Raw genomic sequence first — 24,610 nt, 5'->3', positions numbered from 1 at the left:
GGGTTTCGCTTTCATTTTGAATAAAGGGCGGCAAAGTGGTGGGTGGGGCCATGACCGGACCCGACGGATAACGCGTCTGCATGCGCAATAGCGTTTGCGACATAGGATTTGGCAGTGGCGGTTGCGGCGGTGGGTGTCTGGCCATGGGCTAATTGTGCTGCCAATGCAGACGATAAGGTGCAGCCGGTGCCATGGGTGTTGACGGTTTGGGTGCGCGCCACTTCAAACCACGTCACATCATCAGTCGTTACTAAACAGTCCGGGCTTTCGGCACCGTCCAAGTGACCGCCTTTCATGAGCACCGCCTGTGGCCCAAGCGCGCAAAGTGCGCGGCCTTGGGCGGCCATTTCCGCGCGTGTGGTCGCGGGTTTTGTACCAAGTAAGTACGCCGCTTCGGGTAAATTTGGTGTAAGAAGTGTCGCCATAGGCAACAAAGCATCGCGCAAGGTATTCACTGCATCAGCTTGCAATAACGCTGCGCCACCTTTGGCGATCATCACAGGATCAAGCACGATAGGAATGCCCGTCTGCGCTTGCAGCGATTGCGCCACAGCGGCAGCGATACCTGCGTTGGCAATCATCCCGATTTTGACTGCATCGACGCGGATATCCTCAAATATAGCCGCGATCTGGCCTTTAACAAAATCGGGAGGCACCAGATGGATAGCTGTGACACCTTGGGTGCTTTGCGCTGTTAATGCGGTAATTACGGCCATTGCAAAGGCGCCATTTGCAGAAATCGCCTTGATGTCAGCCTGAATGCCAGCCCCGCCCGATGGGTCAGAGCCTGCGATGCTAAGGACATTTGGGATCAAAGTGCTTCCTCCGTTATGAGGGCTTTAAATGCGCGGGTCGCGGCGGCAGGATCCGCCTGCCCGCAAATTGCGGAAACCACGGCCATGCCATCTGCTCCGCTTTTGTGGACATCGCCGATATGCGTCGCTTTCAGACCGCCGATCGCGACGTTGGGCAGGGGTGAAAGTGCCACCAACTGCGCCAATCCATCCAAGCCAATGGGCTGCGCATGGTCGGTTTTTGTCGCCGTACCGAACACGGGGCCAAGCCCAAGATAATCCACCAACGCCGGATCGGCCGCCTGCACCGCTTGCGAAGTCTCGCACGACAGCCCGAGGATTTTGTCCGGCCCAAGCAGCGCACGCGCTTGCGCAATTGACATGTCGCCTTGGCCGATATGTGCGCCATCAACATCCGCTGCAACGGCGGCGGCGACATCGTCATTGACGACCAACGGCACGCCCTTACCAGCGAGCGCCTCCTTTAGAGCCAACGCCATCTGCACTCGCTGCGCGGTCGTCGCTGTTTTTTCACGCAACTGCACCATTGTAACACCGTTCGCCACAGCAAGCCGGACAGTCGTGACAAGGTCTGGCGTGGTGCACAAAACCGCATCCGTCACCAAATAGAGGCGCAAACGGGTCTTCAATGCCATCATTATAAGATAGCCTTTGCAAGATCATCAGGTTGGGTGGCGGCCAGAGCATCCAGAAAATGCATCTGAAAACTGCCCGGGCCATGGGCTAGCTTTGACGCGGCGGTACCTGCAACCTTGAAATGCGCTAGTGCGCCCAAAGCAGCATCAAATGCAGAACCGGATGCAGCATAAGCCCCCATCAATGCCGTCTGCGAACACCCCAAAGCGGTGATCTGCGACATCAGCGGCGCCCCCCCCGATACATGCGCCTCTTGCGCGCCGTCGGTGACAAAATCCACTGGTCCCGTGATCGCGATGACCGCCCCAGACGCTGCTGCCAACGCCTTTGCTGCCCCTTGGGCAGCATCAACACTGTCACCTGCATCGGCACCTTTACCGGCACCCGCTTCGCCCGCCAAGGCCAATATCTCTGAAGCGTTACCACGCACAATAGTCGGACGCAGCGCCAATAAATCCTGAGCTGCGCGTTTGCGATAGTCCGAGATGAAATGCGCGACAGGGTCCAAAACCCAAGGGATTTTATGCGCGCTGGCAAGCGTGGCCGCGTTCATCATACTGGCCTGCCACGGTGTTGATAACGTGCCGATATTGATAGTAAGCGCCCCACATATCGGCGTAAAATCGGCGATTTCTTCCGGCGCATGCACCATGGCGGGCGAGGCCCCTGCCGCCAGAACGACATTCGCGGCAATATTCATTGCCACATAGTTCGTGATGCAATGCACCAATGGGTTTTTGTCACGCAGGGCGGTCAGGACATCTTGGGGGGCCATAGTCTCTCCTTTGTGCTAGCAAAAAGGAGATGGTGTATGCAGCGCAAACAAACATACGACCTCCCTCCGCCAGCATTATCTGGTTCAGGTTCAAAGGGTACATCTCAGCTTTTCAGCGCCCCTGGTTCTGAAACGGCTAATTGTTTTCGGCTGTGTCGTCAAATGGAATGAGCCGTCGCGATGAGAACAGAGGACATTCGTGTTATGTCACTCAAGAACCGCATTGTCCGCAGACCGACGTTCCAGCTGACATAATGCTGTAAGATGCACGAATGTCAGCAATGACGGGCTGCACCGCAGCAACCTGAGGTGGACGTGAACGGCAGCAATGGGCCGTTAGTACGACTTCAGGCTGCACCCATTTTCCGCGCAAGAAAGCCGCCGGATTGTCGTGCCCAGAGGCGGGCGTAGAGGCCATCTTGTGCCAACAAGGTATCGTGTGTGCCTTGCTCGACGATGTGGCCCGCATCCATGACCACTATACGATCCATAGCTGCGATGGTGGACAGGCGGTGCGCGATGGCCAGAGTTGTTTTTCCAGCCATCAAGCGGTCCAGATTCTCTTGGATCGCGGCTTCAGCTTCACTATCAAGCGCGCTCGTGGCTTCGTCCAACACAAGGATCGGAGCGTCCTTGAGGAGTGCACGGGCTATGGTGACCCTTTGGCGTTGACCACCCGAGAGTTTAACGCCGCGGTCACCGACGAATGCGTCAAGGCCCACGCGGCCCTTGTCATCACGCAGATCGCGAATGAAGCCCATGGCTTGTGCGGCTTGCGCGGCGGCCTCGACTTCGGCGTCCGTGGCGTCGGGGCGACCATAGCGGATATTGTCACGGATGGACCGATGCAGCAGTCCGACATCCTGTGTCACCACACCGATCTGCCCTCGCAAGGAGGTCTGCGTGACATCGCGGACGTTCTGGCCGTCAACGGTCACACGACCGGACTCAACATCGCGCAACCGCATCAAGAGGGAGACGAGGGTCGATTTGCCTGCACCGGACAAACCGACCAAGGCAACTCTCTCGCCGGGGGCTATGGCAAGCGTCAGTTCACGTACCACGGCGTCTGCTTTTCCATATCCAAAGGTCACGTGATCGAACAGGATCTGCCCAGAGGTCAAGTTCAAGTCGGGTGCATTCGAGGCATCCATCAGGGTTGGTTGTGTAGTCATAATTGGCATTGCGTCAGCGATCGTTCCATAGGCGCGACTGATCGACTGGCCCAACCCAATAAACATTCCTGATGACGCCGACAGAGTACGGGCGATAGTGGCCGCCGCAACAAAATCACCCAAACTGACAAACCCAGAGACCAAACCCCACAGACCCACTGCGAAGATAGACACAACCAGCGACACATTCAGCAGATGCACCAAGGCATCCGTGGAAACATAGGCGCGGTTCTCACGGTGCTGGGTGTCGATGGTCTCACCTATGACCTTTTGGATCGCACCTGCCTCGCTGTCTTCTGCGGCAAAAAGTTTCACCATCGCGATGTTGGAATACACATCTGTCATGGCCCCTGTGGCCCGGCTCGTGGCCGCCGCCACTTTGCGTGATCGCGCCGCATAAACCGGAACCGCAAACCATGCTAAAATGATGTTGAGCGAGATCCAGACCACAACCGGCAAGGCCATCATTGGCGATAAGGCCGCCAGCAACACGGCAGCCCCGCCAAAAGAAATAACGACGCGCGGCACCATCTGCATGGCGATCATCATGGACCGCTGCACCGCACCGGAAACCTGCCCGATGCGGCTGGCAACCTGACCCGCAAACACGTCTTCAAAGAAAGAGACGTCTTGGCGTTCGACAGCTTTGTGGGCCTGCCACTGCATCGCGGCTGGCAACAGAACCTGCACCGTTTGCGCCATGAAGGCGCCGCGCACAAAGGTCACGACTGGGTCAACGACAGCGAACACAAAGACCAAAGTGGCCAATGTCCATTTCTCGGACGCGACAAAGGACGCAGCCCCCTGCGCTGTCACACCGTCGACCACAAACGCCAGTGCCCAGACCATTGCCAGCCCGATCCCCGCAGAAATGACTGACAACCCGGCAACGGCAACCAAAACGCCACGAAAGAGCTGTGCAAAATGCCAGACCAAACGCCAGACCCCAGTTGCGGGCAGGACGCGCAGGGGAAGGTCGAAGGGTCGTACAAGGTTCTCAAATGGGCGGAAGATGCGGTCTGATATGTTCATAGGATACCACATAGGGCTGGAGCCTTTAATCCACAACGTAGCTTGAGTGGTCGAGGAAGGGCGCTTTGTAGTTGTCAGTTCATGCAGAATGCTGCGTCGCAGCACTATAAACCTCGGTCAATGTCCGGTTAGGGCCACCGCCGATAGCGTCATCACACACTGTATGGCGCGAAGCCTCCCTCGTATTCAGTGTTAGCCGCCGGCTCTTAAAACGCATCTTCCTCATCTGCCATCGCTCTGCGTGCGGGCGCATGTGGCTGCGGCACTTGCGGCATGTGCGGCAAAGCCCCCCCAGAGGATCCGTGCAAAGCTTTATGGCGGCCTTCAGCAACGATGACTGTGGGCACTTCTATTGCGTTTTCAAAGCACGCCCTCGCGCGCGCGATACCAGCCACATTCATGCCCCCCCCCCGGACGAACGACACGCCAGAATGTTGTGCAATTGGACCCAGCGATCACCTGCTCCCCAGTCCCTCGAACCAACCAGCCGTGCTCCACGAGCTTTTTGACGCAAGTGTTCAATGTGTTGCCTTCACGCAGTCTGACAGTGCCCACCTGACAGCCAACATGAACCTTCTTATTGGAAGTATTCCTGCATTAGCTTCTCTTTCTCAGCAGATGAAATCTCGATTGCTACATATGGATCAATGTCTGACAGCAAATGGTTTATGATCATCTCATTTAATGCAATTTCAAATTTTGGGTTAAGGCGAACTCCGACCCCAATTGGTTGTCCACTCCGTATTCCGACTTGACCGTTCCATTTAATAGATTCATCTGGGATAAATTTGATGGATGTGGATCCATCTGCCGAAGGCGTGATACATACGAGTTGTTCTCCTAAGTCAAGAACACTGCTTAGACTCAAGTTTCAAATGCAACACTCAGAGCCCTTTGGGCATAGGACGGAACGTGTCAACGACTTTGAGACAGTGGCTTTTGGACTTTAGGCTTGGGTTTTCTTCGGTTGGTTTTGGTGGGTTGATCCAGACGGCGGTCGGGATTTGAGGCGGTTTTGGTGGTTTGTGTACGAAGCGTTCGGGCGTGGCGAGGAATGCCGCGTCTAGTGTTGCTTGTCGCGCGGTGTAGATTTCTTGGGCCTGCCCAAAATGGATTTGGTCGGGCGTCATCAGACCAATCCCGGCGTGATGATGGTCTTGGTTATACCATGCAAAGAACCTGCGGCAGAATGCGCGAGCCTGCTCGATGGTTTCAAAGTTCTTGGGGAACTCTGGCTGATATTTCAGTGTTTTGAAGTGGGCTTCGGAGAACGGGTTGTCGTTTGAGGTGTGGGGCCGACTGTGGGACTTGAGCACACCAAGATCAACCAGCATCAGGGCTGTCGTCTTTGCCTTCATGGGCCCACCGCGATCTGCATGCAATGTCAGCTGATCGCGTGGAACCTCGTGTTTTTCCATCGCGTCGATGAACAGCTCTTTGAACTGGCTGGCGCTCTCCGCGTGCTCGACGCGCCAGCCAACAACGCGGCGGCTGAAGATGTCGAGGATGACATAGAGATAGAAGTAGGACCATTTCACCGGGCCCCTCAGCTTGGTGATGTCCCAAGACCAGACCTGATTGGGGGCTTCAGCTAGAAGTTCAGGCTTTTGATAGACGGGATGTGTGCGCTGTTGGCGGCGTTCGCCAACTTCGCCCTGCGCGGCCAATATCCGATACATCGTGCGGATTAAACACAGATAGGTGCCTTCATCCAGCAAGGTGGCAAAGACCTCTGTGAACTTCGTCCCGTTTTCCGGACAGTTTGCTTATTGACCCTATGCTGCCATTTTCCAAGTCATATCTTCGAAAGCCTGTTTTGGCGTTTTGTAGCCGACGCCTGAATGACGGCGCTGGCGGTTGTAGAAGACCTCAATGTATTCGAAGATGGCGGCCTTGGCCTCAGCGTGTGTTCTAAAGCGCCGCTGGTGAACCATCTCCTTTTTCAATGAAGCAAAGAAGCTTTCCATCGGCGCATTGTCGAGGCATTGGCCCTTGCGGCTCATGGATTGAGTGAGTTTCGCCTTTTTGATCAGCTTGCGATAGTCCCCGCCAGCATATTGGCCGCCCCTATCGGAGTGGTGTATCAATCCCGGAACCGGGCCTCTGCGTCCCAGAGCCATCTCGAGGGCGGCGCAGCAAAGCTCCGCACGCATGTGATCCTCCATCGCCCAACCGACGATCTCACGCGTGGTCATGTCCTTCACGCCAGCCAGATAAAGCCAGCCTTCGTCCGTGTCGATATAGGTGATATCCGCCAGCCAAACGGCATTAGGCGTCTGGCTGTGGAATTTCTGTTCCAACAAGTTTGGGGATGGCTTCAGCTTATGATTGCTGTCCGTTGTGATTGGCTTTCTACGCTTGCGAAGAAGCGGGGACACCTTGTGTTCCTTCATTATTCTCGCAACACGGCGCTCGGAGACGACCTCACTATCCGCCAGTAAGTCTTGGTGAATACGCTTTGATCCATAACATTTCTTACTGGCCTTGAAGAAGGTTTTTATCTTGGGAAGCAACGCCTGATCCCGAGCGTCGCGATTAGCTTGACGCTGATCACGTGCAGGCTGACTGGCTGGGAACCCGTAGAACCAGCCCCGGGATATCTCTAGAAGACGGCATAATATTGAAACCGCGTATTGAGCTTTATGGGCGGTGACGAAAGCACGCTTGTTCGTCATGGTTTCACCGCCCGCGCCGCGAAAAAAGCGGATGCTTTGTGCAAAATCTCCACTTCCTCAGCAAGCCGCTTGTTGTCTTTGCGAAGGCGGAGCAATTCAGCCGCATCCGCCTGCTGACGCCGTTTGGCTTCAACTGAGCCAAACGCCTCAATTTCCAAGCGCCACGTCTTCAGCTGCGTCCCAGTGATCCCAAGCTCCTTGGCAACGCTGCCTTGCGTCGCACCAGGCTCATATAACCGCTCAACTGCAGCTGCCTTATAATCGTCTGTATAATTGCGTCGATGTTGTCCCATTTGGTGCCCCTTTCACGGACTGGGGTAAAGTACCCCAATGTCCGGCAACAGGGACGAAGTTCAAAGTTGGCGAACGCCGCCGACAGCGCACACATCCCGTCTATCAAAAGCCGGAACTTCTAGCTGAAGCCCCCAATCAGGTCTGGTCTTGGGACATCACCAAGCTGATGGCGGTGTTTGTCAAAGGTGTTGTCCGCCAATTTCATGCAGCGTCTCTGATTTCAGAGGCGCTGATTTCGTTTTCTGGGTTCAGCCAGACGGGTCCTGCTGGTTGCCAGTTTCGGGTTTTTCCTGACCAGCGTTGCGGGTTTTGCGCGCGAGCAGTGGCATAGAGATTGGCACGATTTGTGAGCGTTGCACGATCATGACCTGCGTGGCGCGCATTCGGCGTGACGAAGCGGATGGCGCTGTGCAGGTGTTCACTATTGTACCAACCAGCGAAGGTTTGGACCCAGGTTTGAGCATCCGCCTTGGTGGCAAAGCCCTTGGTCGGCCAGTCCGGGCGGTATTTGCAGGTTCGGAACAACGCCTCTGAGAAAGGGTTGTCGTTGCTTACGCGAGGGCGACTGTAGGAGGCCGTGATCCCTAGTTTTTCCATCGTCACCTTCATCGTGGCGCCCTTCATAGGACTGCCGTTGTCAGCGTGCAGAACCAAGGGGCGCAACTGACAGCCCTCCGCTAGCACTGCTTGCCGGATCAGAATGGCAGCCAGATCCGCACTTTCACGCTCATGGACCTCCCAGCACACGATCTTCCGGCTGAAGATGTCCACGATCAGATACAGATAGAAGAACATGCCTGCGACAGGTCCCGGCATCCAGGTAATGTCCCAGGTCCAGACCTCACAGGGCGCACTGGCCTGATAGCTTGTGGGCTTCTTACGCTTGACTGGGGACTTGGCTCGACCCCGGTGATGCTGCAATCCATTGGCGCGCAAAATGCGGTAGAAACTCGATTCCGAGGCCAGATATCGACCCTGATCGGCTAGCTTTGGCACAATCTGACTTGGGGGAAGGCTAGAGAACTCCTTTGAATTACAGACATCTAGAACAGCCGCGCGTTCTGCCGTACTCAACGCGTTTGCTGGTTCCGCACGCGGCACGAGGGGGCGCTTATCAGGGCGAACCTCGCCGTCTTTTGTCCAGCGCCGCAGAGTGCGTTCGCTGATTTCCAACTCGGAACAGGCTTTGGCGCGCCGCGCTCCTGCGGTGACGGCCTCATTGATCAGAGCAACTGCGGTTTGGCGATCTGGGGTGCTGATCATGCGTCCTCTCCGTCCCCCCAGATCGCTGAGGCCTTTTTTCGCAGAACAAGCAGTGCTGCAGTTTCGGCCAGTGCGCGATCCTTGCGAGCAAGCTCACGTTCCAAATCTTTCATCCGTTTCTTGTCTTCCTTGGTCGCACGCACAAGACGTGCTGCACTCGTGCGGTCCCAGTCGTTGGCCTGCTCGCAAGCAACTCGCCACATGGCAATCTGCGCCGGGTAAAGGCCGCGTTTGCGGCAGTATTCGGCTAGGTCAGCCTCGTTCAGCGCAGCAGTTTCCAACACCGCCGCAAACTTGTCACGTGAAGACCAGCCCTCAGGGCTCGCATCAGCGTCAGGCAAAAGCTGCCCCTTGTTGCGCGCCTGAGCACGCCAAGAGAAAAGCGTCGCCTCCGAAATCCCTTCCTCCTGCGAAAGCTGCCGAATGGCCACGTTGTTCGGCGGAAGCATCCGTTTCAGCACAGCTGCTTTTCGTTCCAGTGAATATCCCATGTCATTGTCCTAATCCGCCCACCTGAAAATTAGAGAAAAATAGAGCAGCGGACAACATCCCTGACAGAGGGGGATGGGCCCGGTGAAATGGTCCTACTTCTATCTCTATGTCATCCTCGACATCTTCAGCCGCCGCGTTGTTGGCTGGCGCGTCGAGCACGCGGAGAGCGCCAGCCAGTTCAAAGAGCTGTTCATCGACGCGATGGAAAAACACGAGGTCCCACGCGATCAGCTGACATTGCATGCAGATCGCGGTGGGCCCATGAAGGCAAAGACGACAGCCCTGATGCTGGTTGATCTTGGTGTGCTCAAGTCCCACAGTCGGCCCCACACCTCAAACGACAACCCGTTCTCCGAAGCCCACTTCAAAACACTGAAATATCAGCCAGAGTTCCCCAAGAACTTTGAAACCATCGAACAGGCTCGCGCATTCTGCCGCAGGTTCTTTGCATGGTATAACCAAGACCATCATCACGCCGGGATTGGTCTGATGACGCCCGACCAAATCCATTTTGGGCAGGCCCAAGAAATCTACACCGCGCGACAAGCAACACTAGACGCGGCATTCCTCGCCACGCCCGAACGCTTCGTACACAAACCACCAAAACCGCCTCAAATCCCGACCGCCGTCTGGATCAACCCACCAAAACCAACCGAAGAAACCCAAGCCTAAAGTCCAAAAGCCACTGTCTCAAAGTCGTTGACACGTTCCGTGAAGCCATCGGAGCGCACGAGTTTTCACCTTGCGATCCGAACGCTCCAGAGTATCCATATGTTTTAAGTTCCAAGCTTCTGCCAGGTCGCAGGTCAGCAGAAATGGAGACTTCGCACGGCCGTCTAATCCAGACTTTGTGTTCCAACTGCTAGGTACCTGTAGCGCACATCCTGAGATCTCTTGGAGTACACAAATCGCACGACCTTCCTGCAGGCAGCGCAATACCAGTTTTGTGACTACTGAGCCGATCACATCAAGCTCAACAAAAAATTGCGCCCAATCCTGGGATATCTGAGCGTAATAGTGGGAAGTCGGCTTTCCGGTGATATACTTAAGTCTGGGCTTTGATCGCACGAACACCAGCCCTTGCTCGATCCGATACTCTTCCGACAAGAGAACAGGCGATTCACGGTGCAATGGCAAATCTACGCGGGCGGCCTTGAGCGCGTTTAAGCCAGTGACCACTTCCAGCGCGCTATGACTGCCGACCGGAATTTTCTTCAAAATCTCATTCTTTGCTTGGACAGACCCCTTGATCCAGTTCAGCGGATGTTCGTCAGTGACTGTCCGGAGGCGCAACCCGTCGAACAGGTCGTCATCGAGTTGCTGGAGGCGTTTTCCAGAGTCATAACGTGGGCCAACTTCGTCAATGATCTCAAATGCAGACCACAACTCTACCAAGTCCTCGAAAGGCGGCGAGGTTTCTTCGGAGATACTCTGATCAAATGACCATTCAGCCATGTTCGCCCCCTAACCGTTTCGATAATTCCTGGCATACAATCTCCATCGACGGACGCAATGCATCCAACGACGGCCACACATATCTCTGCCCAGTGATCGACAATGGCGTGTGATTGAGTAACCGCCCCACGATTTCCTCCAGCACTCCTGCTTCCATCGCAACCGTCGCAAATGTCCGGCGATGCATATGGGGGTTTATATTTGAGCCTTACCGGCTTCGTGATGTGACCTGTCTCTGATTTAGGGGACCCTACCCTCCGGTGTTTGTCAAAGGTGTTGTCCGCCGATTTCATGCAGCGTCTCTGATTTCAGAGGCGCTGATTTCGTTTTCTGGGTTCAGCCAGACGGGTCCTGCTGGTTGCCAGTTTCGGGTTTTTCCTGACCAGCGTTGCGGGTTTTGCGCGCGAGCAGTGGCATAGAGATTGGCACGATTTGTGAGCGTTGCACGATCATGACCTGCGTGGCGCGCATTCGGCGTGACGAAGCGGATGGCGCTGTGCAGGTGTTCACTATTGTACCAACCAGCGAAGGTTTGGACCCAGGTTTGAGCATCCGCCTTGGTGGCAAAGCCCTTGGTCGGCCAGTCCGGGCGGTATTTGCAGGTTCGGAACAACGCCTCTGAGAAAGGGTTGTCGTTGCTTACGCGAGGGCGACTGTAGGAGGCCGTGATCCCTAGTTTTTCCATCGTCACCTTCATCGTGGCGCCCTTCATAGGACTGCCGTTGTCAGCGTGCAGAACCAAGGGGCGCATCTGACAGCCCTCCGCTAGCACTGCTTGCCGGATCAGAATGGCAGCCAGATCCGCACTTTCACGCTCATGGATGTACAGCCCACGATCTTCCGGCTGAAGATGTCCACGATCAGATACAGATAGAAGAACATGCCTGCGACAGGTCCCGGCATCCAGGTAATGTCCCAGGTCCAGACCTCACAGGGCGCACCCCTCCGTGCCAATAAGCGTGAGACAATTGACTGGCTAAAGTTTACACTTGAGGGCGTAGGAGAACGAACCCATGGTTATGCCTTCACAATCACCACTTTCGCCAGATGCTGGATCTGGAGCCGTTTTGGCCCCGACGTCGCCTCCCCGCGTTGTTAATGCGCCGTTGGCTCCCACAGCGGAACTGACGAGCATCCCGAAGCGACGCAACTTCACAGCCAAATACAAACTGCGCATTCTGGATGAGACGGACCAAGTGGCAGACACTGGCGGGGTTTCCGCCATTCTACGGCGGGAGGGGCTTTATTCCTCTGCACTGACCGATTGGCGCCGTGCGCGGGCGGCCGGCACATTGGGTGCATTGCAGCCAATGCGCCGTGGCCCACAAAAGGCACCTGCCAATCCATTGCAAGCTGAGCTGGCTAAGGCCAACCGTGAGGTGACAGCCTTGCGGCGCCGTCTGGATCAGGCGGAAGCCATCATTGCCATCCAAAAAAAAGTGGCGGGACTTCTGGACGAGATGGAGCAGACGCAAGAGCGCAGCGGCAAATCATGATGGCCGTCGCGATTGCATTGCCCACCGGCAGCGGCTTGACCTCGGCTGTCTGCGCCGCGCTATCATTATCGCGCGCGAGCGTTCTTCGACAGCGTGCGGCGCTGACGGCACCACCACGCACACGCCCACCGCGCGCAGCGTCTTCGCGGGCTCTGCCGGAAAGGGAAAGAGACCAGGTATTGCACCACCTGCGCGAACCCCGCTTTGCGGATCAGACGCCCACAGAGGTCTTTGCCACCTTGCTGGATGAAGGCACCTATCTGTGTTCAATCCGCACGATGTATCGGATATTGGCCGCGCAGGGCGAAGTTGGCGAACGCCGCCGACAGCGCACACATCCCGTCTATCAAAAGCCTGAACTTCTAGCTGAAGCCCCCAATCAGGTCTGGTCTTGGGACATCACCAAGCTGAGGGGCCCGGTGAAATGGTCCTACTTCTATCTCTATGTCATCCTCGACATCTTCAGCCGCCGCGTTGTTGGCTGGCGCGTCGAGCACGCGGAGAGCGCCAGCCAGTTCAAAGAGCTGTTCATCGACGCGATGGAAAAACACGAGGTTCCACGCGATCAGCTGACATTGCATGCAGATCGCGGTGGGCCCATGAAGGCAAAGACGACAGCCCTGATGCTGGTTGATCTTGGTGTGCTCAAGTCCCACAGTCGGCCCCACACCTCAAACGACAACCCGTTCTCCGAAGCCCACTTCAAAACACTGAAATATCAGCCAGAGTTCCCCAAGAACTTTGAAACCATCGAGCAGGCTCGCGCATTCTGCCGCAGGTTCTTTGCATGGTATAACCAAGACCATCATCACGCCGGGATTGGTCTGATGACGCCCGACCAAATCCATTTTGGGCAGGCCCAAGAAATCTACACCGCGCGACAAGCAACACTAGACGCGGCATTCCTCGCCACGCCCGAACGCTTCGTACACAAACCACCAAAACCGCCTCAAATCCCGACCGCCGTCTGGATCAACCCACCAAAACCAACCGAAGAAACCCAAGCCTAAAGTCCAAAAGCCACTGTCTCAAAGTCGTTGACACGTTCCGCACTGGCCTGATAGCTTGTGGGCTTCTTACGCTTGACTGGGGACTTGGCTCGCCCCCGGTGATGCTGCAATCCATTGGCGCGCAAAATGCGGTAGAAACTCGATTCCGAGGCCAGATATCGACCCTGATCGGCTAGCTTTGGCACAATCTGACTTGGGGGAAGGCTAGAGAACTCCTTTGAATTACAGACATCTAGAACAGCCGCGCGTTCTGCCGTACTCAACGCGTTTGCTGGTTCCGCACGCGGCACGAGGGGGCGCTTATCAGGGCGAACCTCGCCGTCTTTTGTCCAGCGCCGCAGAGTGCGTTCGCTGATTTCCAACTCGGAACAGGCTTTGGCGCGCCGCGCTCCTGCGGTGACGGCCTCATTGATCAGAGCAACTGCGGTTTGGCGATCTGGGGTGCTGATCATGCGTCCTCTCCGTCCCCCCAGATCGCTGAGGCCTTTTTTCGCAGAACAAGCAGTGCTGCAGTTTCGGCCAGTGCGCGATCCTTGCGAGCAAGCTCGCGTTCCAAATCTTTCATCCGTTTCTTGTCTTCCTTGGTCGCACGCACAAGACGTGCTGCACTCGTGCGGTCCCAGTCGTTGGCCTGCTCGCAAGCAACTCGCCACATGGCAATCTGCGCCGGGTAAAGGCCGCGTTTGCGGCAGTATTCGGCTAGGTCAGCCTCGTTCAGCGCAGCAGTTTCCAACACCGCCGCAAACTTGTCACGTGAAGACCAGCCCTCAGGGCTCGCATCAGCGTCAGGCAAAAGCTGCCCCTTGTTGCGCGCCTGAGCACGCCAAGAGAAAAGCGTCGCCTCCGAAATCCCTTCCTCCTGCGAAAGCTGCCGAATGGCCACGTTGTTCGGCGGAAGCATCCGTTTCAGCACAGCTGCTTTTCGTTCCAGTGAATATCCCATGTCATTGTCCTAATCCGCCCACCTGAAAATTAGAGAAAAATAGAGCAGCGGACAACATCCCTGACTGTGAGTATACTATTGTAACTTGATGGCCTGACCCATTCCCTGAATGACCACGTGTCTTCCCTGTGACGTGTCGACCATCAAGTTACCCTGGCAGCGGGTGAGATGTGACCTCATAGGAGCCTGACGGTCTTGTACCATCACAGTCCTGTCCTCTTCGATCGGTGCTCGGGCCATTCCAGTGAAAGGGTATCCATGGACCAAGTTATCATCGGCGTTGATACGCATAAATCTAACCACATTGCAGTCGCGATGAATACTCAAGGTGCCCGTTTGGGTGGCCTGACAATCCCAACGACTTGCCAAGGATATCTGGACTTGGAAGTATGGGGGAGCAAGTTCGGAAGCATAAAAGCCTTTGGCATTGAGGGTACTGGCTCTTATGGCGCTGCCCTGTCTCGCGATTTGTTAGCTAAGGGCCATACGGTGCTGGACGTCATGCGGCCTAATCGCCAGCTACGCTATCTTCATGGTAAATCCGACAGTCTCGATGCAGAAAGCGCGGCTAGGTCGGTGCTGAATGGCCAAGCCACGGCCCTAGCCAAGACGCAAATCGGCGCATGCGAAATGATCCGGCACATCAAGATGGCACGCGACAGTGCGGTGAAGTCCAGGTCGCAAGCGATGATCACCTTGAAAGCGCTCATTATCAATGCGCCTGCAGAGCTGCGCGGTATGCTTGATCAAATCAAGGGCCCGATTAGCCTGATCCGCCACATAGCAGCACTTAGGCCGGGAAAAATCACATCACCAACGGCTTCTGCCAAGGCAGCCATGCGTGCGATTGCACGCAGATGGCTGAACTTGCACGAGGAAATCCACGTTCACGGGCAAGAGCTTGAACGTTTGGTCAGAGAAAAGGCCCCAGGCCTGATGAATTCCCATGGCATCTCGACAATGACCGCGGCGGAAATGCTGATCCTCGTCGGCGACAACCCTGAGCGGATCAAATCCGAGGCAGCTCTGGCTAAACTATGCGGAGTTTGTCCAATCCCGGCTTCGAGCGGAAAAACTAACCGAATGCGCTTGAATCGCGGCGGGAACCGAAAAGCCAATGCCGCCCTCTACATCGTTGCTGTCACCCGAATGCGGGGTCACGAAGCAACCAAGGCATATGTAATCAAACGCACAGCCCAAGGCAAAAGCAAAAGCGAGATCAAGCGGTGCTTGAAACGTTATATTATCCGCGAGATATATCGCCAACTTTGTGTGCCAAACGGCGCAAAATCTACGCATTGACAAACATAGGAGCATCAGAGGGGGCCTCACTTGAACTTAAGAACGAAGATCATGCAACTCTCACGACAGTGCAATAACGCCAACTCCCTAGGATAATTAATTTGCGTGCAGGCGCCTTAGGCTGCGGCATTTGCGGCATTTGCGGCAAATATCCTCTCAAGGATCATGTGAAGACACACGGCAACTTTCAGAAATTAAAATTGGGAAGTTCAGGCGTGAGCTATACAGACAAATTTACTATTTGAAGACGCTGGTTGAGAGCCAGATTTGCTCCATAACTTGACGTTTTGTTCATTCGACCACACCTGAATGAAGTACCACAGTCCAAAGGAATGCCTCCATGACAACGACGCCATTGCGTATCGATATTATCTCAGACGTCGTCTGTCCGTGGTGCATTGTTGGTTGCCGCCAGTTAAAAAGGGCTGCCGAAGCGTCAGGCACGGCCGTAGATATCCATTGGCATCCGTTTGAATTGAACCCTAGCATGCCTGCCGAAGGCCAGAACATGGTCGAGCACATAATGGAAAAATACGGCAGCAGTCAGGCTGAATCACACGCCAACCGTGATCGCCTGACAGCAATCGGTGAAGATCTCGACTTTACGTTTTTATTCGCGGACGACATGCGAATGCATAACACGTTTGACACACACCAATTGCTGCACTGGGCGACGCTTAAGGGCAAAGGCGACGATCTGAAACAGGCGCTATTTATCGCGCACTTCACCCATTGTCGTAATCTATCCGACCCCGATGTACTCGCCGCCATTGCGTCAGAAGTCGGCCTCGAGCGTGCAGAAGCCGAAGCCATTCTGGTCGATCAACGTTTTGCTGACCAAGTTCGCGCAGAAGAGAAATTCTGGACTCAGCAAGGTATCACCGGAGTCCCCGCAATGGTTTTTGACCGCCAGCATTTGGTTACTGGTGCACAGGGGGTCGACAATTATGCCAACATTCTGTCCCAACTGAGACAGGGCGTCGGAGCATCAGAATAAGGGCTGTTTACTGCAATCTTCACCATGGCCTGCCGTGCGAACAACTAAAAGTTGGCCGTCAGCATGTGCCTGTCTCACTAAGAGAAAATCTGTTTTGAACCCAAAGTGACCGTTGTCGCCAACTTTAACTTTGCAACCGAAACGCAGCCATAATGCGTCATGACTAGATTGCATATCGACCTTGCAGCACTGAGCATTGTGTGGGCGCAGAAACATCGTAATTGGGAAGCATACGAAACGCGGTGGATCGGATTCCACCATTGGAAACGAAAGACCAAAGATGTGACATTTGCAAACATTCTTCCCGCACACCCACTACAAGGCTTGAGGGCCCGCATTCAGCAGGCCAAAGCTGACAATGCGGAATCCCACGCCAAAAAAGCAATATATGATCGTACGTTCAACCAGCTCTCCGCTATGTCGAACCGAGATCTTGCCGATATCGGCATCCGTTCCTCGGACATCGAGAGCATCGCCGCTCAAGCCGTCGAGATGCATTAACACAGCAACGACATTTTTCATCAGCTAGGCATCCCAAGTGTCATTTCTATGCCGGGGACGCGTGACAGCCTGTTGTGAACTTCGTCCCTGTTGCCGGACATTGGGGTACTTTACCCCAGTCCGTGAAAGGGGCACCAAATGGGACAACATCGACGCAATTATACAGACGATTATAAGGCAGCTGCAGTTGAGCGGTTATATGAGCCTGGTGCGACGCAAGGCAGCGTTGCCAAGGAGCTTGGGATCACTGGGACGCAGCTGAAGACGTGGCGCTTGGAAATTGAGGCGTTTGGCTCAGTTGAAGCCAAACGGCGTCAGCAGGCGGATGCGGCTGAATTGCTCCGCCTTCGCAAAGACAACAAGCGGCTTGCTGAGGAAGTGGAGATTTTGCACAAAGCATCCGCTTTTTTCGCGGCGCGGCTGGTGAAACCATGACGAACAAGCGTGCTTTCGTCACCGCCCATAAAGCTCAATACGCGGTTTCAATATTATGCCGTCTTCTAGAGATATCCCGGGGCTGGTTCTACGGGTTCCCAGCCAGTCAGCCTGCACGTGATCAGCATCAAGCTAATCGCGACGCTCGGGATCAGGCGTTGCTTCCCAAGATAAAAACCTTCTTCAAGGCCAGTAAGAAATGTTATGGATCAAAGCGTATTCACCAAGACTTACTGGCGGATAGTGAGGTCGTCTCCGAGCGCCGTGTTGCGAGAATAATGAAGGAACACAAGGTGTCCCCGCTTCTTCGCAAGCGTAGAAAGCCAATCACAACGGACAGCAATCATAAGCTGAAGCCATCCCCAAACTTGTTGGAACAGAAATTCTACAGCCAGACGCCTAATGCCGTTTGGCTGGCGGATATCACCTATATCGACACGGACGAAGGCTGGCTTTATCTGGCTGGCGTGAAGGACATGGTCACGCGTGAGATCGTCGGTTGGGCGATGGAGGATCACATGCGTGCGGAGCTTTGCTGCGCCGCCCTCGAGATGGCTCTGGGACGCAGAGGCCCGGTTCCGGGATTGATACACCACTCCGATAGGGGCGGCCAATATGCTGGCGGGGACTATCGCAAGCTGATCAAAAAGGCGAAACTCACTCAATCCATGAGCCGCAAGGGCCAATGCCTCGACAATGCGCCGATGGAAAGCTTCTTTGCTTCATTGAAAAAGGAGATGGTTCACCAGCGGCGCTTTAGAACACACGCTGAGGCCAAGGCCGCCATCTTCGAATACATTGAGGTCTTCTACAACCGCCAGCGCCGTCATTCAGGCGTCGGCTACAAAACGCCAAAACAGGCTTATGAATAAGTTCAGATAGATGTGAGACAAAATTTTGTTGCCAAGATTTAGGCGACCTCGGAGACTGAGAATTGAAAGAAACCAGCTCACGAGGCCAATATGCAAATCATCGGACTGCACAAGAACGTTTATAAACTTTATGCTTGGGCGCGGACACAAGAATGTTTGGACGTGTACCGTATCAAATACGAAGGTCAGGTTCGGCAATGGGACGACTTACGTACAGAGGGCGTTTCTCTATCAAAGTGCGCTGAATTCGTCGGCATCTCGCGCGCGACATATTACCGTCACAAGCGTATTTTGAAGGATTTGGCGCAGGCAATCATACCGCCTTCAAAGGCTCCCAAACGCTGCAACAAGTCACAGTGGGGCGAGGCAGAAAAGCAATTGGTGCTTGAGGCCCGCCGCGACAATGAAACCTACGGTAAGGAGAAAATAGGGGCCATCTTGCGTCGCGACAAAAAGCAAACCATGAGCGATAGCACCGTGGGGCGCATTTTGAGCTTTCTAAGGAAAAAAGGCCTGATCACACGATCAAGATCTGCGCCCCAAAAGCGCAAGCGTAATTTTTCCAAGGGGCATGCCAAGGGATGGAAATATAGGGATTACAAAGATATTGTGGTTGGCGAGCGTGTGCAGATCGATCATATGACTGCCACGAAGAACGGCGTCACGTGCAAACACTTTCAAGCCTGGGAGAGGTGTAGCAAGCATATCCACGCGCAAGTTTATTCGAATGCCACGGCACGCTCTGCCAAACGGTTTTTGCAAGAACTCGTGGAAATAGCTCCCTATAAGATCATCTCAATTCAAGTCGATGGCGGGTCTGAGTTTATGGCCGATTTTGAGACAGCGTGCGAACAGATGGAGATCCCGCTCATTGTGCTGCCGCCAGCAAGGCCAAAATACAACGGTGGTGTCGAGCGCGGTAACCGCACCTTCCGCGAAGAGTTCTATGCATGTCGTGATCTCATTGCCGACAGCATAGGAGCGATGCGGTTTGAACTTCGAAAAGCCGTCGATAAATACAACACATTCAGGCCTCATCATGCCTTGAAAGGCAAGACACCAATGGAGTAAATTCGAATCACTCAGGCCAAAGTCGTGTGAGTCTCAAAACACCTGAACCTATACACTTTCGAAGATATGACTTGGAAAATGGCAGCGTAGGGTCTATAAGCAAAATGTCCGGAAAACGGGACGAAGTTCAGTTTGGGCTTTTTACAGGCCTTTGCTTCAAACAGAGCGAAGGTCCGCAATTAAGCTTTTTGTTCAGTTGTCGATGCGGTTCAGGAGTTCGGCGCAGGCAATCTCCATCGACGGACGCAACGCATCCAACGACGGCCGCGTATATCTTTGCCCAGTGATCGATAGCGGCGTGTGATTGAGCAACCGCCCCACGATCTCCTCCAGCACTCCTGCTTCCATCGCAACCGTCGCGAATGTCCGGCGGTGCATATGCGGATTATACTTGAGCCTTACCGGCCTCGTGATGTGACCTGTCTCTGATTTTGGTGATGGAAACACCCAGTCGCTGCTCAGAGGGCGAAGCGGTGCCAAGATCTCATGGTGCAGCTGCGAGATCGGAAGGTCGAAGCTCCTCCCATTCTTCGTCATTGGCAGATGGATCCGGTCTTCCAGTACTTGCTCCCACTTCAAGGTGAACACTTCAGTTTTGCGAAGGCCGGTAAACAACAGAAGCTCGTAGAATACCCGATGGATTGGATTGGGCAGATCATCAATCGTCTTACGCCAGTGCTTCAGGTTCTCAATAATCCGCCCGTCCGGCTTATCTTCAAACCACTCGATTGCCATGGTCGGACATTCCGGCAGATCGCAAGTCCGGCGGGCATGGTTGTAGATGGCGCGAAAGCTGCGAAGCACATGATTGGCGGCTGACGGCGATCCAGCCATGTCGTGATGACGGCGCACTGTCATCGCCTTGCTGATCTCGTCTAGGGGCAGGCGCATCCAGTCTTTCAGATGAAGCGTAAGCTGAGCGCGCATCCCAACCTTGTTGGTCTCAGAACGCAGCTTTGGACGTGCCAGATACACTTCCATTGCGGCCTCCAAAGTGGGCGCGCCAATCTGAGCCGCCTTCCCTGCCCCTCTGCCCATCTCCAAGGCAAACCCAAGCGCCGTCTGACGTGCAGCTTGCGCTGAGATGATGGGGAACCTGCCAATCAGAATTCGCTTGGTCTGACCACCAACGTCCTTCTGAAAGTACCAGGTCTTCGAGCGCTTCCCCACAAAGAGCACCAGCCCTTTGATCTCCGCATCCCAGTACTTGTCCGTCCCTGCTTTCGCGTGCGGCAATTTGTTAGAAAACGTCTCTGTGAGCTTTGGCATATTCTGTCGGCCTTTTGTAGGTAACGCCACGCAACTGTGCGCTACCCCACGCAACCCAATGCAAAATAAAAGTCAACAAAAAGAAGTAGTAAGGTGCCAAATGAAACCTTACGAAACTCAGAACTTTTGTTTGGAAAACTGGGGTCTTAACCATTACAAGACGCCCGCTTACTAAAAGCTTCTTATTTCATGGGTGTTAGCGCGTCAAGACAGCGATGGCAGAAGCTTCAATTGCGAACGCAAAACATGTCTCCAAATGGCCCTTCATCACGTTCGCAGCGAGCGGCTGCATTGAGCCTTTTGCAGATTTACAGCGGCGCGGCTAAGGTTTGCTTTATGCTTGTCGTAATCAGAACAGTAACCAAAAAAACCAGGTTTTCTCAAGGTCATCTGTCACAACCCTATCTCAAGAAATGGAAAAGGAATCGAAAATGTCGGACCATGGATATGAGGGCGGACGCCTCAACCTGCCATTCGTTGGGATTTGTACGTTTGGAAAGTACCCATACGTAGAGGACTGGAATGCAGTTGATGCAGATGTGGCTGTTCTTAGTGCACCTTACGATTTTGGCTGCCAGTGGCGTTCAGGTGCCCGAATGGGTCCGCGCGCCATCCGCGAAGCCTCCACCCTCTTTTCATTCGGTCATGCAGGTGCTTACGATCACGAGGACGACATAACTTATCTAGAACCCTCGAAGGTCAAGATCGTCGATATCGGTGATGCGGATATCATCCATACTGATACGATGAAAAGTCACGCTAACATCGAATATGGTGTTCGGAAAATTCTTTCCGCAGGCGCAATTCCTGTTGTGATGGGGGGCGACCATTCGGTCAACATCCCCTGCATCAACGCCTTTGACGACCAAGGGCCGATCCACGTGGTCCAGATCGACGCACATCTCGATTTTGTGGATGAGCGCCACGGAGTTAGGTATGACCATGGAAATCCAATGCGCCGCGCCGCTGAAAAACCATATGTAACGGGCTTGAGCCAAATCGGTATTCGCAACGTATCCTCCACAGCGCGCGGCGGTTATGTCGATGCCCGCAAAATGGGGTCGGACATTCAATCAGTTCGCCAAGTACGGAAATTGGGCATCGAGGGCATGCTGGATCGAATTCCAGAAGGTGTTAACTACTACCTCACGATCGATATCGATGCCTTTGATCCATCAATTGCACCCGGAACAGGAACGCCCAGCCACGGCGGTTTTATCTATTATGAGGTTTTGGAACTGATTGATGGGCTAGCAAGACGCGGCAGTATTGTGGGCGTCGACCTAGTTGAGGTTGCGCCAGATTATGACCAAACTGGATGCACATCGACCCTAGCAGCACAAATACTGATGAACACTATAGGGCGCATCCTCCATCACAGATAAGTTTCAGTCATTGAAGAAAATCGGGCATTTGTGCTTTCAGCATTAGAGGCGGTTGCATCCGCACTACTGTCGTTAGCGTCCAGTGCAGCGAAGGTCCGGCATCCGCCTCTTGTGTCGAGCTACACTTCCGGCCCTGAGCTGCCGTTGCAAAGGAGTAATGACGCTGCAGCGCAGCTTTCGCTTTCCGGCCGTTCGTTCATCACGCAGCATTTGGACCGATTCTTGGGCAAAAGCTGCATGATGTCGCAAACTGAGATGCATGCGGCGTTGCGGCATTGCGTTTGCAGCATTGACTTATCGTAGGTTTGAAGCGCGACCTACTGCAGCAAGGAGTCTTTAAATGATAAGAATGCTCGCCTCCGTCTGGGCACTCCTTTTAGGCATCGTTCTTATCATGCTCGGCAACGGGATGCATTTCACATTGATGGGTCTGCGCGGCGGAATTGAGGGGTTCTCCTCTACCGAACTATCGATCGTGACCTCGGGCTACTTTCTGGGCTTCCTGTCTGGTGCGCGTTTCACTCCTGTCCTGATCCAGAGGGTGGGCCATGTGCGTGTCTTCGCGGCGCTGGGTAGTTTCATGTCTGCAGGCTTGATCGCCTTTACGTTATTGCCAGAGCCTTGGACATGGACGGTCCTACGGATCATCATCGGATTTTGCATGTCGGGCATCTATGTTGTGGCCGAAAGCTGGCTTAACAACGCCTCTACGAACGAGAATCGCGGCAAGATGCTATCGGCCTATATGCTCGCTCAGACGTTGGGCATTATCGGGGCGCAGGGCCTGCTTACCCTTGGAGATGCAGGCAATGCGGCGCTGTTCATCGGTGCCTCGATCTTGGTTTCTATCTCCTTTGCACCGATCTTGCTGTCGGTTCAACCTGCACCACCCGTCGAGGTGGCAAAGCCCGGCAATCTCAAGGAGCTGTTCGCCGCCTCGCCGCTCGGCACCATCGGCATCTTCTTACTGGGTAGCATCTATGCGAGCCAGTCGGGGATGGGTGCGGTCTTCGGGAGCGAGATCGGCCTGAGTGCCAACCAAATTTCACTCTTCGTGGCGATGCTTTTTGGCGGCGCACTGCTGATGCAGATTCCAATCGGCTGGCTGTCCGACAGGCTGGACCGGCGTAAGGTCATCTGCGGCACGGCTTTTCTTGGCGCGGTGGCCTGTGGGTTGGGGTGGATGGCGCAAAGCCCGCCTGACTGGCTCTTCTCCGATCCGCTGGTCCCTATAATGGGCGCGGCCTTCTTCGCAGGTGGAACGACGACGCCACTATACGCGCTACTACTGGCCTATACCAACGATAACGTGCCCGCTGAGGACATGCCTGCAACTTCGGGCGGTCTGGTCTTCACCTTCGGGTTGGGTGCCATCATCGGTCCAATTGCCATTGGATTCGCGATGGATGCTCTCGGCCCGTTCGCCTTCTGGATCGTGCTTGGCGGCACCTTCGCGGCGATCGCAGTTTATGCATTTTATCGCATAAGCCAACGCGAGGCGCTTCCGGTATCCGAGACCGACACGTATTTGAACCTTGTGCCCACAGCCTCCGCCGTAGCGGTCAGTGACGCAGCTGTCTGGGCAGCCGAGAACGCAGAAGCCGAAGAAGCGGCAGGCTAGAGTATGCCGGGGTTCAGGAGCAGGCAATTCAATCACAACCGGCCCAAGCACTAAATCGCTCCGCGATAGGGGCGCTTGCTGCGGGTGTAGGGCTTAACAGGGATTTGTTGCGCGATTCTAGATTTTGGGTGTGTGCTGTTGGTCGAGGTGATTTTGCCTCGATTGACAGAGGATATTCCGATGAACATTCAACAATCGACACCAACGACGCCCCTTCGTGCGCGCATGATTTCCGATATGTCAGGGCGCAATCTCGGCCCTGCATCACAGAGTAGTCACCTGCGCGCCTGTAAGCGTTTTGCGGCTTGGTTAGGGCGCTCGCCAGAGACGGCCACGCCAGACGATGTGAAGTATTTCCAACAACACCTGATCGAGAGCGGCGTCAGCATCTGCACCCGAAACCAAACGATGACAGGGGTCAAGTTTCTGCTCCGCGTGACCCTTCGACGGCATGATCTTGTGGCCGAGATCTTCCATTTGAAGGAACCGGTGAAAGTACCACTGGTGCTGAGCAAAAAGGAGATTAAACGCATTCTGGCTATGGCTCCGAGCCTGAAGGCGCGCGTGATGTTGTCGCTGGCTTATGGCTGCGGGATGCGTGCGGGCGAGGTCGTGCGGCTCAAAGTTGGTGATATTGATAGCGATCAGGAAATCATCCGCATCGTGCAATCGAAGGGGCGCAAGGATCGCATCGTCATGCTGCCTGTCGATATTTTGAGCCTGCTGCGCGACTGGTGGAAAGAACGGCCGACCGGTCAGGACAAGGATGTTCCTGCACCCGAGCGGGTCCTCTTTCCCGGCTATCGCGGCAAACACCTCTCAGCGCGACAGATATCGCGGCTATTTAAAGAGACCGCGCGGGAAGCCGGGATCACCAAACCGGTCACGCTGCACACGTTGAGGCACAGTTTTGCAACCCATCTGTTGGAGCGCGGCGTCGATATCCGGGTGATCCAAGCCTTGCTCGGGCATTCCAAACTGACAACTACTGCGCGCTATGCCAGCGTTGCCACGGGCATGATTGCGGCAGTGGACAGTCCGCTGGATGATCTGAATGGAGCCAAGCGGAAGAAGGGCAAGCCTAAGCCTTCATAGG

Annotated in this window: 22 protein-coding genes, 3 pseudogenes and 1 riboswitch; of the genes and pseudogenes, 11 read left to right on the top strand and 14 right to left on the bottom strand. The window is 54.8% G+C overall.

Features of this window, described 5'->3' with window-relative positions:
• Positions 1-11: 11 nt before the first annotated feature.
• From thiD to OA238_RS08670, 8 genes and pseudogenes are all read right to left on the bottom strand, one after another.
• Positions 12-815, bottom strand: coding sequence for a bifunctional hydroxymethylpyrimidine kinase/phosphomethylpyrimidine kinase (gene thiD, locus OA238_RS08710; RefSeq protein ID WP_015494894.1), 804 nt, complete (start codon positions 813-815; stop codon positions 12-14).
• Entirely contained in the window at positions 812-1,453 is a 642-nt protein-coding gene (thiE, locus tag OA238_RS08705) for a thiamine phosphate synthase (protein WP_015494893.1), read from the bottom strand. Before thiE ends, thiD begins: the two co-directional genes overlap by 4 nt.
• Complete coding sequence (gene thiM, locus OA238_RS08700) at positions 1,453-2,226, bottom strand: hydroxyethylthiazole kinase (protein ID WP_015494892.1); 774 nt, start codon at positions 2,224-2,226, stop codon at positions 1,453-1,455. The genes thiE and thiM overlap by 1 nt, the downstream gene beginning before the upstream one ends.
• Positions 2,227-2,270: 44 nt before the next feature.
• Positions 2,271-2,359, bottom strand: a riboswitch (TPP riboswitch).
• 214 nt (positions 2,360-2,573) lie between these two features.
• Entirely contained in the window at positions 2,574-4,433 is a 1,860-nt protein-coding gene (locus tag OA238_RS08695) for an ABC transporter ATP-binding protein (RefSeq protein WP_044036533.1), read from the bottom strand.
• Between the two features lie 962 nt (positions 4,434-5,395).
• Positions 5,396-6,166 (bottom strand): annotated as a pseudogene (locus OA238_RS08685) (transposase); the annotation flags it as partial.
• Between the two features lie 42 nt (positions 6,167-6,208).
• Positions 6,209-7,108: an IS3 family transposase gene (locus OA238_RS08680; protein ID WP_015494890.1), complete on the bottom strand. Its 900-nt coding sequence runs from the start codon at positions 7,106-7,108 to the stop codon at positions 6,209-6,211.
• Positions 7,105-7,401 (bottom strand): transposase, encoded by a 297-nt coding sequence (locus OA238_RS08675; protein WP_015495240.1) that lies wholly within the window; start codon positions 7,399-7,401, stop codon positions 7,105-7,107. The genes OA238_RS08680 and OA238_RS08675 overlap by 4 nt, the downstream gene beginning before the upstream one ends.
• A gap of 202 nt (positions 7,402-7,603) precedes the next feature.
• Positions 7,604-9,156, bottom strand: a protein-coding gene (locus OA238_RS08670; protein WP_245581321.1) for an IS3 family transposase whose coding sequence is annotated in 2 segments (ribosomal slippage) — positions 7,604-8,688 and positions 8,688-9,156 — 1,554 coding nt in all. Because the reading frame shifts where the segments join, the coding sequence is not laid out codon by codon here.
• A gap of 73 nt (positions 9,157-9,229) precedes the next feature.
• Here OA238_RS08670 and OA238_RS08660 point away from each other — a divergent pair.
• Positions 9,230-9,829 (top strand): annotated as a pseudogene (locus OA238_RS08660) (transposase); the annotation flags it as partial.
• 18 nt (positions 9,830-9,847) lie between these two features.
• Here OA238_RS08660 and OA238_RS08655 read toward each other — a convergent pair.
• The 3 genes and pseudogenes from OA238_RS08655 to OA238_RS32675 form a co-directional block, all read right to left on the bottom strand.
• Positions 9,848-10,612 (bottom strand): hypothetical protein, encoded by a 765-nt coding sequence (locus tag OA238_RS08655; RefSeq protein ID WP_015494888.1) that lies wholly within the window; start codon positions 10,610-10,612, stop codon positions 9,848-9,850.
• A pseudogene (locus OA238_RS33635) lies at positions 10,605-10,860 on the bottom strand (tyrosine-type recombinase/integrase); the annotation flags it as partial. The gene OA238_RS08655 and the pseudogene OA238_RS33635, both read right to left, overlap by 8 nt.
• A 41-nt stretch (positions 10,861-10,901) precedes the next feature.
• Positions 10,902-11,363 (bottom strand): integrase core domain-containing protein, encoded by a 462-nt coding sequence (locus tag OA238_RS32675; protein WP_245581471.1) that lies wholly within the window; start codon positions 11,361-11,363, stop codon positions 10,902-10,904.
• 262 nt (positions 11,364-11,625) lie between these two features.
• Between OA238_RS32675 and OA238_RS08640 the strand changes: the two genes are divergently transcribed.
• Positions 11,626-13,118, top strand: a protein-coding gene (locus OA238_RS08640; RefSeq protein WP_085982719.1) for an IS3 family transposase whose coding sequence is annotated in 2 segments (ribosomal slippage) — positions 11,626-12,076 and positions 12,076-13,118 — 1,494 coding nt in all. Because the reading frame shifts where the segments join, the coding sequence is not laid out codon by codon here.
• On the opposite strand, the gene OA238_RS08635 is transcribed toward OA238_RS08640, so the two are convergent.
• Both OA238_RS08635 and OA238_RS31225 read right to left on the bottom strand, forming a co-directional pair.
• Positions 13,115-13,570, bottom strand: a complete 456-nt coding sequence (locus OA238_RS08635; RefSeq protein WP_051076438.1) for a helix-turn-helix domain-containing protein — start codon at positions 13,568-13,570, stop codon at positions 13,115-13,117. The two genes, OA238_RS08640 and OA238_RS08635, sit on opposite strands and share 4 nt — an antisense overlap.
• Positions 13,567-14,061 (bottom strand): transposase, encoded by a 495-nt coding sequence (locus OA238_RS31225; RefSeq protein ID WP_015493786.1) that lies wholly within the window; start codon positions 14,059-14,061, stop codon positions 13,567-13,569. Before OA238_RS31225 ends, OA238_RS08635 begins: the two co-directional genes overlap by 4 nt.
• 258 nt (positions 14,062-14,319) lie before the next feature.
• On the opposite strand from OA238_RS31225, the gene OA238_RS08625 reads away from it, so the two are divergent.
• From OA238_RS08625 to OA238_RS08600, 6 genes are all read left to right on the top strand, one after another.
• Positions 14,320-15,363 carry an IS110 family transposase gene (locus OA238_RS08625; protein WP_015494235.1) on the top strand — a complete coding sequence of 348 codons (1,044 nt, stop codon included), beginning with the start codon at positions 14,320-14,322 and terminating at the stop codon, positions 15,361-15,363.
• 340 nt (positions 15,364-15,703) lie between these two features.
• Entirely contained in the window at positions 15,704-16,360 is a 657-nt protein-coding gene (locus OA238_RS08620) for a DsbA family oxidoreductase (protein WP_015494887.1), read from the top strand.
• Positions 16,361-16,519: 159 nt separating this feature from the next.
• Complete coding sequence (locus tag OA238_RS34960) at positions 16,520-16,861, top strand: DUF1127 domain-containing protein (protein ID WP_420806483.1); 342 nt, start codon at positions 16,520-16,522, stop codon at positions 16,859-16,861.
• A 138-nt stretch (positions 16,862-16,999) separates the two neighbouring features.
• The gene (locus tag OA238_RS08610; protein WP_015494886.1) at positions 17,000-17,296 is read left to right on the top strand and encodes a transposase; all 297 of its coding nucleotides are present in this window, start codon (positions 17,000-17,002) and stop codon (positions 17,294-17,296) included.
• Positions 17,293-18,168 (top strand): IS3 family transposase, encoded by an 876-nt coding sequence (locus OA238_RS08605; protein WP_015494885.1) that lies wholly within the window; start codon positions 17,293-17,295, stop codon positions 18,166-18,168. Before OA238_RS08610 ends, OA238_RS08605 begins: the two co-directional genes overlap by 4 nt.
• 90 nt (positions 18,169-18,258) lie before the next feature.
• The gene (locus tag OA238_RS08600; protein WP_015494085.1) at positions 18,259-19,239 is read left to right on the top strand and encodes an integrase core domain-containing protein; all 981 of its coding nucleotides are present in this window, start codon (positions 18,259-18,261) and stop codon (positions 19,237-19,239) included.
• A 192-nt stretch (positions 19,240-19,431) separates the two neighbouring features.
• On the opposite strand, the gene OA238_RS08595 is transcribed toward OA238_RS08600, so the two are convergent.
• A complete protein-coding gene (locus OA238_RS08595) occupies positions 19,432-20,508 on the bottom strand; it encodes a tyrosine-type recombinase/integrase (RefSeq protein WP_015494884.1) in 1,077 nt (358 codons plus the stop codon).
• A gap of 431 nt (positions 20,509-20,939) precedes the next feature.
• Between OA238_RS08595 and speB the strand changes: the two genes are divergently transcribed.
• The 3 genes from speB to OA238_RS08580 all read left to right on the top strand — a co-directional run bounded on the left by speB (position 20,940) and on the right by OA238_RS08580 (position 24,609).
• The gene (gene speB / locus OA238_RS08590; protein ID WP_015494883.1) at positions 20,940-21,893 is read left to right on the top strand and encodes an agmatinase; all 954 of its coding nucleotides are present in this window, start codon (positions 20,940-20,942) and stop codon (positions 21,891-21,893) included.
• A gap of 340 nt (positions 21,894-22,233) precedes the next feature.
• Positions 22,234-23,514 carry an MFS transporter gene (locus OA238_RS08585; RefSeq protein WP_015494882.1) on the top strand — a complete coding sequence of 427 codons (1,281 nt, stop codon included), beginning with the start codon at positions 22,234-22,236 and terminating at the stop codon, positions 23,512-23,514.
• Between the two features lie 180 nt (positions 23,515-23,694).
• Positions 23,695-24,609 (top strand): tyrosine-type recombinase/integrase, encoded by a 915-nt coding sequence (locus OA238_RS08580; protein WP_015494881.1) that lies wholly within the window; start codon positions 23,695-23,697, stop codon positions 24,607-24,609.
• The last annotated feature ends 1 nt before the right edge of the window (position 24,610 follow it).

Origin of the sequence: Octadecabacter arcticus 238, from assembly GCF_000155735.2 — a bacterium.
Classification (GTDB): domain Bacteria; phylum Pseudomonadota; class Alphaproteobacteria; order Rhodobacterales; family Rhodobacteraceae; genus Octadecabacter; species Octadecabacter arcticus.
The sequence above is the reverse complement of the archived record's forward strand: the minus strand, read 5'-3'. Positions and strand labels throughout refer to the sequence as shown.